Annotated in this window: 10 protein-coding genes; 4 read left to right on the plus strand and 6 right to left on the minus strand. The window is 44.7% G+C overall.

Annotated features, from left to right (window positions below; genetic code table 11):
* Nucleotides 1–9: 9 nt before the first annotated feature.
* From folP to rlmE, 3 genes are all read right to left on the minus strand, one after another.
* Complete coding sequence (gene folP, locus VER99_RS11300) at nt 10–843, minus strand: dihydropteroate synthase (protein ID WP_020333908.1); 834 nt, start codon at nt 841–843, stop codon at nt 10–12.
* A 52-nt stretch (nt 844–895) separates the two neighbouring features.
* The gene (ftsH, locus tag VER99_RS11305; RefSeq protein WP_020333909.1) at nt 896–2,875 is read right to left on the minus strand and encodes an ATP-dependent zinc metalloprotease FtsH; all 1,980 of its coding nucleotides are present in this window, start codon (nt 2,873–2,875) and stop codon (nt 896–898) included.
* Nucleotides 2,876–2,983: 108 nt separating this feature from the next.
* Nucleotides 2,984–3,613 (minus strand): 23S rRNA (uridine(2552)-2'-O)-methyltransferase RlmE, encoded by a 630-nt coding sequence (gene rlmE / locus VER99_RS11310; RefSeq protein ID WP_014232893.1) that lies wholly within the window; start codon nt 3,611–3,613, stop codon nt 2,984–2,986.
* 138 nt (nt 3,614–3,751) lie between these two features.
* On the opposite strand from rlmE, the gene yhbY reads away from it, so the two are divergent.
* Nucleotides 3,752–4,048: a ribosome assembly RNA-binding protein YhbY gene (yhbY, locus tag VER99_RS11315; protein WP_005380066.1), complete on the plus strand. Its 297-nt coding sequence runs from the start codon at nt 3,752–3,754 to the stop codon at nt 4,046–4,048.
* A 76-nt stretch (nt 4,049–4,124) separates the two neighbouring features.
* Here the strand turns inward: yhbY and greA are convergent, their stop codons facing one another.
* Nucleotides 4,125–4,598 (minus strand): transcription elongation factor GreA, encoded by a 474-nt coding sequence (gene greA / locus VER99_RS11320; RefSeq protein WP_014232894.1) that lies wholly within the window; start codon nt 4,596–4,598, stop codon nt 4,125–4,127.
* Nucleotides 4,599–5,133: 535 nt separating this feature from the next.
* On the opposite strand from greA, the gene VER99_RS11325 reads away from it, so the two are divergent.
* Entirely contained in the window at nt 5,134–6,153 is a 1,020-nt protein-coding gene (locus tag VER99_RS11325; RefSeq protein WP_020333911.1) for a porin, read from the plus strand.
* A 194-nt stretch (nt 6,154–6,347) separates the two neighbouring features.
* Complete coding sequence (dacB, locus tag VER99_RS11330; RefSeq protein ID WP_014232896.1) at nt 6,348–7,769, plus strand: serine-type D-Ala-D-Ala carboxypeptidase; 1,422 nt, start codon at nt 6,348–6,350, stop codon at nt 7,767–7,769.
* Here dacB and VER99_RS11335 read toward each other — a convergent pair.
* Both VER99_RS11335 and tyrS read right to left on the minus strand, forming a co-directional pair.
* Nucleotides 7,748–8,593, minus strand: coding sequence for a magnesium transporter (locus VER99_RS11335; RefSeq protein ID WP_014232897.1), 846 nt, complete (start codon nt 8,591–8,593; stop codon nt 7,748–7,750). The genes dacB and VER99_RS11335 overlap by 22 nt on opposite strands.
* A gap of 422 nt (nt 8,594–9,015) precedes the next feature.
* A complete protein-coding gene (tyrS, locus tag VER99_RS11340; RefSeq protein WP_014232899.1) occupies nt 9,016–10,203 on the minus strand; it encodes a tyrosine--tRNA ligase in 1,188 nt (395 codons plus the stop codon).
* A gap of 129 nt (nt 10,204–10,332) precedes the next feature.
* On the opposite strand from tyrS, the gene VER99_RS11345 reads away from it, so the two are divergent.
* On the plus strand, nt 10,333–11,622 hold the full coding sequence (locus VER99_RS11345) for a peptidoglycan DD-metalloendopeptidase family protein (protein ID WP_014232900.1): 1,290 nt from the start codon (nt 10,333–10,335) through the stop codon (nt 11,620–11,622).
* Nucleotides 11,623–11,645: the final 23 nt, after the last annotated feature.

Genomic DNA, 11,645 nt, shown 5'->3' on the forward strand with positions numbered 1-11,645 from the left:
TGTTATTTTTTAAATATTGTTCTTCGTCATCTCAACAACTTTCATCGCTTCAAGCGTTTCTTCAAAGTCGTGTACTCGAATGATCTGTGCGCCTTTCATCGCTGCAATCGTGGCACAAACAACACTAGCGTTTGTGCACTCTGCCGCAGGCTTATCCAACAATTTAAAAATCATCGACTTACGAGACAAGCCTGCCAAGATAGGCAAGCCAAATTTATGAAACTTCTCAAGATGAGCCAGCATATGATAATTGTGTTCTATGGTTTTGCCAAAGCCAAAACCAGGATCGAGAATGATATTTTCTCGCGCGATACCTGCGGCTTCGCACACTGCCATTCGCTCCACCAGGAACTGCTCCACTTCCTGCATGAGATCATCATATTGCGGGTTCTGTTGCATGGTTTTCGGCTGGCCTTTCATATGCATGATGCACACCGGTACATTCGCTTTTGCAGCCACTTCCAATGCACCAGGCTCAGTCAAAGAACGAATGTCATTGATAAGATCCGCACCAGCTTCAACAGACTGACGAATCACTTCAGCTTTACTGGTATCTACTGATATCCACACGTCTGGGTAGTGCGCTCTGATAGCTCTAACGACTGGAATAACTCGCTCCAGTTCATCTTCCAAGGTGACTTCCGGAGCTCCCGGTCGGGTCGATTCACCACCAACATCAATAATGCTGACGCCTGCTTTTATCATTTTCTCAACGCGCTCAAGCGCTAAATCTAGAGAGTTGAACTTGCCTCCATCAGAGAAGGAATCTGGCGTGACGTTGAGAATGGCCATTACGTGTGGACGAGAAAGGTCCAGAGATTTGTTTTTTACTTTAATAATCATAATAAATACAAAAACCCCGAGCGAACTCGGGGTTTATCAATATCAACAATAGTTATTCAGAATCTTTCTTTTCTGGTGCGTCAGCTGAAGCCGCTTCTTGGGAAGTAGACTGCTCTGCATCATTATCTGCATCAGCCTTTTTCTCTTCCTCTTTTGCTGCAGGCGCAGCTTGCGGTTTATCATCAACCTGAGGTTTGTTTGAAGGGTTATCCCCCCAGCCAGCAGGTTCACGAATCTCAGCCTTACGTTCCATTAGGTCGTCGATTTGGTGCGCGTCAATGGTTTCATACTTCATTAGCGCGTCTTTCATCGCATGCATGATATCCATGTTGTCTTGCAAAATCTTTTTCGCTCGGTCGTAGTTGCGATCGATAATTTGGCGAACTTCGTCATCGATTAGCTTAGCAGTGTCATCAGACATATGTTTCGTCTGAGTTACACTGCGACCTAGGAACACTTCACCTTCATCTTCTGCATATAACAAAGGACCAAGTTTTTCAGAGAAACCCCATTGCGTTACCATCTTACGCGCAATATCTGTTGCACGTTCGATATCGTTAGAAGCACCTGTTGAGACTTTCTCGGCACCGTATATCAACTCTTCAGCAAGACGACCACCGTACAGGCTAGAAATCATAGATTCTAAGTGCTGACGAGACATGCTTACGCGGTCTTGCTCTGGCAGGTACATCGTCACACCGAGTGCACGACCACGAGGAATAATCGATACCTTGTACACAGGATCATGTTCAGGAACTAAACGACCGACAATGGCGTGACCCGCTTCGTGGTAGGCAGTGGACGCTTTCGTCTCTTCTGACATCACCATTGAACGGCGCTCAGCACCCATCATGATTTTGTCTTTAGCCAGTTCAAACTCAACCATTGATACGTTGCGTTTATTACCACGAGCCGCAAATAGCGCTGCTTCGTTTACCAGGTTTGCTAAGTCCGCACCTGAGAAGCCTGGAGTACCACGTGCAATTAGAGAAGGCTCTACGTCACCCGCTAGAGGTACTTTACGCATGTGGACTTTAAGAATCTGCTCACGACCACGCACGTCTGGTAGACCAACAACGACCTGACGGTCAAAACGACCAGGACGTAGCAATGCAGGGTCAAGAACGTCTGGACGGTTAGTCGCAGCGATAACGATAATACCTTCGTTACCTTCGAAACCATCCATTTCAACCAGCATTTGGTTCAATGTTTGTTCACGCTCATCGTGACCACCACCTACACCAGCACCACGCTGACGACCAACCGCATCGATCTCATCGATAAAGATGATACAAGGTGAGGCTTTTTTCGCTTGTTCGAACATGTCACGCACACGAGATGCACCGACACCAACAAACATTTCAACGAAGTCAGAACCCGAAATCGTAAAGAATGGTACTTTTGCTTCACCAGCAATCGCTTTAGCAAGTAGTGTTTTACCAGTACCTGGAGGACCGACCATCAAAACACCAGTTGGGATCTTACCACCCAGCTTCTGGAAACGGCTTGGATCACGCAGGTAATCAACCAGTTCTTTTACATCTTCTTTCGCTTCATCACAGCCTGCAACATCTGCAAACGTGGTTTTGATCTGTTCTTCGCTCATCATTCGAGCTTTGCTCTTACCGAAAGACATGGCGCCTTTACCGCCGCCACCTTGCATTTGACGCATGAAGAAAATCCATACACCAATCAGTAAGATCATTGGGAACCAAGAAATAAAGATAGTGCCGAGCAAGCTTTGCTCTTCAGGAGGCGTACCTTGCACTTTCACGTTTTGGTTAATTAGATCATCAAGAAGCTTTTGGTCATACACTGGCATGTAAGTGACCATTTTGGCACCACCGCCACGACGAACAAAGCTAATCTCACCGTCTTTAAAAGTTGCTTCTTGAATCTGGCCTTGGCCAACTTCCTGTACAAACGTGGTGTAATCCACGGTTCTGCCATTACTTTCTCCAGGGCCAAAGCTCTGGAATACCGACATCAATACGACAGCGATAACAAGCCACAGAATTAAATTTTTTGCCATGTCACTCAAGGTGTAAGCCTCTCGATAACTAATTGTAATTAAAGGTAGGGTACTACAGTTCATTAACTGTAGCCATAGTGTTAACACGCTCTTAGTAGAGCAAAATGGTTAACCTTTGTAACCAGTGGCTACTACAAAGACCTCTCGAGAGCGAGCTCGCGATGAGTCTGGTTTTCTGACTTTTACGACTTTAAACATGTCTCGGACTTCTTTCACGTACTGATCGAAGCCTTCACCCTGGAAAACTTTAACAACAAAGCTACCATTAGGCGCTAGAACTTGTCGACACATATCTAAGGCCAATTCAACTAAATACATAGCTCTAGGTTGATCGACCGAGTTGTTGCCAGCAATGTTAGGAGCCATATCAGACATTACTACATCTACCATCGATGGCTGGATTCTTTCTAACAAAGCGTCTAATACCGCATCATCACGAAAGTCACCTTGTAAAAAGCTTACACCAGCAATCGGATCCATTGGTAACAAATCACACGCAATAATTTGTCCACTATCTCCTACTATTTTAGCAGCATACTGGGACCAACCACCTGGAGCTGCACCCAAATCGACCACAGTCATACCTGGTTTTAACAGCTTATCTTTGGTTTGTATTTCATCAATTTTGAAATAAGCACGTGAACGGTAACCTTTTTTACGAGCTTCGTTCGCGTATTTATCATCAAAGTGTTCTTTCAACCAACGACCAGAACTCGCCGAATGTTTTTGTTTACTCATTTTAATCCTAACAAGGCACAAATAGGAGCTATTGTTTTAATAGGCGCAACCTATTACTCAATAAATTATAGTCTTCAGCAATAGATGGCGTTAAAATAGCTTTTTTCAACCCTTATTTTAAAGAAAATTGGCCGCGTAATGAACCTAAGCACCAAACAAAAGCAGCACCTAAAAGGCCTGGCTCACAGTTTAAAACCTGTTGTGCTAATGGGCGCAAATGGACTTACAGAAGCCGTGCTAGCAGAAATTGAAATCGCTCTAAACCATCACGAACTGATCAAAGTAAAAGTTGCTTCAGAAGATCGTGAGACAAAACAGCTAATCATCGACGCTATCGTACGTGAGACGGGCGCAGAAAAAGTTCAGACTATCGGTAAAGTACTCGTACTGTACCGCCAATCTGAAGAGCGTAAAATCGAAATCCCTCGTAAGTAATCACTACTTACGTTGCTGAAGAAAAGGTCGCCAATGGCGACCTTTTTATGTTTATAGACAGAGTGATGCTTTGTAATTACAGATACTCAACTCGGTCAATTTCAAAATCTTTTGCGCCACCCGGGGTTTCGATAACCACCTCGTCACCTTCCATTTTACCAATCAGGCCACGAGCAATTGGGGAGCTAACAGAAATACGACCCGCCTTGATGTCAGCTTCATCATCGCCAACAATTTGGTAGGTTTTTTCTTCGTCAGTATCGACATCAATCAAAGTCACAGTTGTGCCAAAAATCACTTTACCTGTGTTTTCCATCTTAGTGACATCAATAACCTGCGCGACAGACAGCTTGTATTCGATATCGCGAATCTGCGCTTCACAAATACCCTGCTCTTCACGAGCGGCGTGGTATTCAGCATTCTCTTTTAAATCGCCTAGCTCACGAGCTTCTGCAATCGCTGCTGAGATTTGAGGACGTAGCTTAAGTAGACGATCTAATTCTTCACGTAGCATCTGTTCGCCACGTAGTGTCATTGGAACCTTTTCCATTATATAACCTCATGCCCAAGTCTATTTTGGACAAAAAAACCCTACCCTGTCTGTTGACTGGGTAGTGCGTTTGAAGATGTGTTTTATCTAGTTTAAACAAACTCAGGGGCGAAATCACCCTAATTCGATATCGAGTGTCGCTATGCAACCCGCGCATAATGATGCTCGTCACTCTTTAGTTTAATTATTATTGCAATTTATTGAAAAACAACACAGTTCATTAAAGAAAAAACCTCAAAAAACATAAAATCTAATCAACTCTCAATAATCAGATAAAAACAAAAACCACTTAAATATCATAAATATAAATCAACAATCAAACCAATCGAACAGTGTTCACTATCCAAATTTATATCATTTTACTAACTCACCATGAAACTTTAGCGGTAAAACGTGTCCAGCAAGTTGTTCAATCAAAGACTTACCAGCGCGATGTCTTCGTTTACTAGGTACTTCTTTGAGACCAATAGCTTCTGAGAGAGAACCTCTCCCCCATACAACAATGAATTATGGACAGCTAACTAGGACAAATAAGATGAAAAAGACTCTAATTGCTCTTTCTGTATCTGCAGCAGCAATGGCAACTGGCGTAAACGCAGCGGAACTTTACAACCAAGATGGCACTTCTCTAGAAATGGGTGGCCGCGCTGAAGCACGTCTATCTATGAAAGACGGCGACGCTCAAGACAACTCTCGCATCCGTCTAAACTTCCTTGGCAAACAGCAAGTAAGTGACAACCTATACGGCGTTGGCTTCTGGGAAGGTGAGTTTACTACTGCTGACTTTGACGAAAATGGCAAAGACATCAGCGGCGAAGACTCTCTAGACACTCGTCTTGCATACGCTGGTCTAGGCGGCGCTTGGGGTGAGTTCTCTTACGGTAAAAACGAAGGTGCGCTAGGCGTTATCACAGATTTCACAGATATCATGGCTTACCACGGTAACTCAGCAGCTGACAAACTAGCAGTGGCTGACCGTGCAGACAACATGATGTCTTACAAAGGTCAATTCGAGAACCTAAGCGTTAAAGCAAGCTACCGTTTCGCGGACCGTGTAGAAAACGCTAACGGTGACTTCTCAGACAACGACCAAGACGGTTACTCTCTATCTGCAATCTACGCAGTAGCAAACACTGGCCTTGAGCTAGGTGCTGGTTACGCAGATCAAGACGAAGCTAACGAGTACATGCTTGCAGCATCTTACACTATGGGCGATCTATACTTCGCCGGTGTATTCACTGACGGTGAGAAGATGACTGACGATTTTGCAGGTACGGTTGACTACACAGGTTACGAACTAGCAGGTGCTTACACTGTTGGTCAAACTGTGTTCACAACATCGTACAACAACGCAGAGACAAACGACGAAACTTCTGCAGACAACATCGCTATTGACGCGTCTTACTACTTCAAGCCTAACTTCCGTGGTTACGTTTCATACAACTTTAACCTAATCGACTCTGGCGACAAGTTTGGTTCTACTGGTACTAAAACAACAGCAACTAAGATCGATGCAGAAGACGAGCTAGCCCTAGGTCTACGTTACGACTTCTAATTCCAGTCTTAGACTTGAATCCTCAATGCCCGCATCTTGCGGGCATTTTTTTATCGTCAGTTAACAAACCGTGTCCTTCATTTCCTTATTATTGTCTCATTAATAATTGATGAGAAAACCATTTCTCCTTCACCTAGCATCTTGGGGGAACTTGGATATACTCAACTACATAACTCACGTCAGAAAGTGTCTCTATGCGTTTACGTTGGTCCCTATTTTTCCTTTCACTGCTATGTCCGTTAGCCACACAAGCATACCCACATCAAGAGGTGCTACCTGAAGGCGCACGGATTAGTCTGGTTGCTGAAAAACTCACTGATAATGCAGAGCTTTCTGGTATTCACCCTACCGAGCAGCTATTTCCACCAGCCAGCACGCTCAAGATAGTGACCGCTTTAGCAGCCAAGTTGGAACTGGGTGATAGCTTTAGATTTCGTACTAAACTAGAAGCCTCTAAATCAGATGCAGTGATCACCTTTGTTGGCGATCCAACGTTACAAACCAAAGATTTAAAAGACCTTCTAACCCTGGCGAAAAAGAATGGCTTAAAACGCATTGAAGGTGACTTGTGGCTCGATAACAGCGTGTTTACTGGTTATAACCGCGCCGTCGGATGGCCATGGGATATTCTTGGTGTGTGTTATAGCGCTCCAGCGTCCGCCATCACACTAAATAAAAATTGTGTACAAGCATCCATTTACACACAAAAAGATGGTGGAACTCGGGTGTTTGTTCCCGAACATCAACCAATCCATGTAAAAAGCTCTGTAGAAACGGTAACAAGGGCCGTTCAGAAAAGTCGTCACTGTGATTTAGACCTTCTGCCCAACCCTGACAATCGTTATGAGTTAAATGGCTGCCTCGTCGCAAGAGAAAAGCCGTTACCTCTGAAATTCGCGGTCCAAGACCCTGAAATGTATACCAGCAAAAAGATCGCAACGCTGCTTGCTCAACTCAATATTGAACTTAAAGGCAGAATAAAGGTAGGTTCCGCCCCTAAGAAACAGCGTAAACTATTCGCACTGCATCAGTCTCAGCCATTGTCTGTTTTACTGGATCAGATGCTAAAACGCTCAGACAACCTGATCGCCGATACGCTGACTAAAACACTTGGCGCGAAGTTTTTTGTTCAACCCGGCAGTTTTGTCAATGGAACTGAAGCCATAAAACAAATCATCTTCGCGAATACAGGGGTCGACATTCGACAAGCACGCCTGGAAGATGGGTCTGGGCTTTCGAGAAACAATCGAATATCCGCAACCAAAATGGCAGAGATACTGCGCTACATATGGAAGAATGAGAAACAGCTCAACCTTATTGCAATTATGCCAAAGTCAGGGGAATCGGGTACGCTTCAGTATCGACAAAGCATGCGTAATGCACCTATTAAAGGACAACTGATCGCCAAAAGTGGTTCGTTATATGGGACTTACAATATGGCGGGATATGGGCTAGATAAAAACGGCAAGCCGAATACTATCTTTGTTCAGTTTGTCTCTGATTACTTCCCAGAAAAAAGGGACGGAAGCAAGCCTGCTGTCGCCCCTATTACTAGCTTTGAAAAGTTATTTTATAGCGATGTTGTGAACTTTAGTCAGGCGATGCCTAAGAAGTAGTTCACTACCGTGAAGTAAATCCACATCCCTGATATATCGACGATTGAAGCAAGCACGGGGCTCACCAACACGGCAGGGTCCAAATTGCATGCTCGCGCTATGATAGGCAGTAGACCACCAAGCGTGGTCGAAATTGTTACTTGGATAAACAGAGCCACAGCGATCGCTAATGCTATGTCTACCAAATCAAATCCGCCATTAGGTTGTCCGCCACTAAACAGCAGAATGCGGCCGACCATCACAATAGCGATGGCTAGAGCGAGACATAACGCGACTCGGCTTTCTTTCCAAAGTACCGCTAACCACTGGCGTTTTTTCAGCTCTCCTGTTGCGAGAGCCCGAATAACCAAGGTTGCAGCCTGTGTGCCAGTATTGCCACCAGCAGCAGCAATAACAGGCATATAGACTGCAAGTAAAACCAGTTGGCTCAACGTATCTTCATATTGAGCGATGATCAATCCCGATACGATACCGAGTAAAGCAAGCGCAATTATCCAGCCAATACGTTGCTTCACATGCTCAAATACGCCAGCAGACAAATAACCATCTGGCGTATCCACTTCAGAAATATGCAAACCCAATTGGTGCGCATAATGACGAGCACGCTTGTCATGCCCCGCTTGCTCTAACTGAGCAATAAGGCTGTTCACATAAGCAACGGAACAGTGTTGTAAAATCCCCACCGCCTCATCAATAGGCATGATAGAGAGTAACTGCAGTTGCTTATCTCGCTCGTACTGCAAAAACGCATTGCGAGCCGCACCAATTTCGACTGCAGAGAAGTTTGGTGTTGTTTCAATAAAAGTGTTGTTCATTACCGTCATGGCGAATCTCCCGATTGGCATTGGTAACGACCATCAACTATGCATGCAAAAATGACTCAGCACATCCTTTACTGAAACAGGTAAATCAGGATACGCGCAATCACGCTCACAATCGCACAGTCTATTCAGAATTTATGAAGGAAATAATAAGAAGAAACTTGAAAAGATGCCTCACCACTCAGGTAAGGCGGAGATCGCCAATACCGAAGCGGGTTATTTCGCTCCCTTAATCTTACTCACCCAACAACTGGGAGGATGGTCGGTATTGTTCATGTAAATCTCCGATAACGCTGCCATTGTTAGCAGCTAGCGTATGGTAGCAAAGTTACTCACTTTTTACAGTCTGGCTTTGTTAATATTTTGCGTTTGTTTTAAACAAAAAAAGCGCCCTATTCGGCGCTTTCATTTTGCTCAGTTAATAATTACTGAATTGTAATACGAGCGAATTTACGTTTACCAACTTGGAATACGTAAGTGCCTGCTTCTGGTGTGAATTTGCTGTCTGCCACTTTCTCACCGTCAATCTTAGCCGCGCCCTGTTTAACCATGCGCATCGCATCTGAAGATGATGGGCATAAACCCGCTTCTTTCAGTAGGTTGCTTACCGGACGACCTGCTTCGAACTCAAATTCTGGCATTTCATCAGGGATTTGGTTTTTAGCAAAACGGTTAACAAACTCTTGCTCCGCCGCATCAGCGTCGGCTTCACTGTGGAAACGTGCAATGATTTCTTTGGCAAGCAGTACTTTGATGTCACGAGGGTTCTTACCAGCTTCAACATCAGCCTTAAACTGAGCAACCTCTTCCAGCGGACGGAAAGACAGAAGTTCGTAGTAACTCCACATCAAATCATCAGAGATCGACATAATCTTACCGAACATTTCGCTTGGTGCTTCGCTGATACCAATGTAGTTGTTCGCAGATTTAGACATCTTCTTCTCGCCGTCCAGACCAACAAGAAGAGGCATCATTAGTACAACCTGAGGCTTCTGACCGTGAGATTTTTGTAGCTCACGACCCATTAGCAAGTTGAACTTCTGGTCGGTACCGCCGAGCTCAACATCGGTTTCCATTGCCACTGAGTCCCAACCTTGCAGTAATGGGTACATGAACTCGTGAATAGCGATTGGCTGGCCGCCTGTGTAACGCTTTTTGAAATCATCGCGTTCTAGCATTCGAGCAACTGTCTGGTTAGCCGCTAGGCGAATCATGCCTTCAGCACCAAGTTCAGAAAGCCACTCTGAGTTAAATTGGATCTTAGTTTTTGCTGGGTCTAGAATCTTAAACACCTGCTCTTTGTACGTTTCTGCATTACGCAGTACGTCTTCACGGCTAAGTGGTGGACGAGTTGAGTTTTTACCTGTCGGGTCACCAACCATTGCAGTAAAGTCGCCAATCAGGAACGTCACTTCATGGCCTAACTCTTGGAACAAGCGAAGCTTATTGAAAATAACCGTATGGCCCAGGTGGATGTCAGGTGCCGTTGGATCCGCGCCCAACTTAATACGTAGAGGACGACCTTCTTTTAGTTTTGCGATCAGCTCTTCTTCTGGAATCAGCTCTTCAACACCGCGCTTAATCTCGGCTAGTGCAGCTTCAATGCTCGCCATTCTTGTTCACTCCCACAGATTTGGCAAAATATAATAGCTGGACATATTACTTGAATAGCGATGCATTTTGAAACACGTTAGACTAGGTAGTTGTCATTTTTTATGTTTAATTTAGCAAACAAGTACGTCATGCATTCGATTTTTGTCCGACTTCCACTCTTGCACAAAGTATTGATCGGTTTTTTTAGTGCGCTAATCATCTTCGCACTATTCTTTTTACCCGATCCGCAAGAACTTAACCCTCAGCAAAGCCGCTTAAAAGTGGGGCAATATTATCCTGTGCCAATTTCTATGGAATTGACGACATTAAACGGGACATCGTCTACTTCCTCGGTATTACGCTGGGAGACCTACAAAGTTAAAAATGGTGAAAGTGCGGCCATTCTCTTTAGCCGTGTCGGTCTATCAGCGCGTATTCTGCATGAGCTGGTTTCCTCAGATAAAGAAGTGGAACAGCAGCTAACCCGTCTTCGACCTGGCGACAGGCTGCAATTCGGCTTTGATGAAAACAATAACTTAGTTCAATTACGACGTACCTTGAGCGCATTCGAAACCTTCCGAATCAAGCTACAAGATGGCAAGTACGTCTCTGAAATCGACAAAAAAGAGGTCGATTATCAATACAACTTTGCTGAAGCAACCATCAAATCTAACTTCTGGAATGCAGGCATTTCTTCAGGCTTAAACGCGAACCAAATTATGGAGTTAGCGGGAATTTTCGGCTGGGATATCGACTTTGCATTAGATATTCGTAAGAACGACACGTTCAGAGTCCTGTATCAGGAAGAGGTTGTCGAAGGGGAAGTGATTGGACGCGGTAAAATCATCGCGGCCGTGTTCAAAAACCAGGGGGATACCTTCACTGCGATTCTGGATGAAAAATCAGGTAAGTATTACGATGAAAATGGTCGAGCAATGAAGAAAGCGTTTTTACGCGCACCATTGGACTTCCGTCGTGTAAGCTCAAACTTCAACCCTCGTCGTCTGCACCCTGTCACGGGTAAAGTTCGTCCTCACCGAGGCACAGACTATGCCGCTCCAGTGGGTACGCCAATTTGGGCCGCAGGTGATGGTGTGGTGCAAAAATCGTCATACAACAAATTTAATGGTAACTACGTGTTCATCAAACACAGTAATACCTACATTACCAAGTATTTGCACCTAACCAAACGTACCGTTAAAACCGGTCAGCGTGTTAAGCAGGGCCAAACCATTGGTACGTTAGGTGGTACAGGCCGAGTGACCGGCCCTCACCTACACTATGAGTTCCTGGTTAACGGCGTGCACAAAAACCCACGCACGGTTAATTTACCTCAATCAAAATCGTTAACTGGGCAAGCAAGACAAACCTTCTTAGCGAATGCGAAAATCAACATGGCTAAGCTCGACCGATACAGCGAGCTTCTAACCATGAAGTAAGCGGCTCGAACAGGGAAAGAGGC

Source organism: Vibrio natriegens NBRC 15636 = ATCC 14048 = DSM 759, from assembly GCF_035621455.1.
GTDB classification, from domain to species: Bacteria; Pseudomonadota; Gammaproteobacteria; order Enterobacterales; family Vibrionaceae; genus Vibrio; species Vibrio natriegens.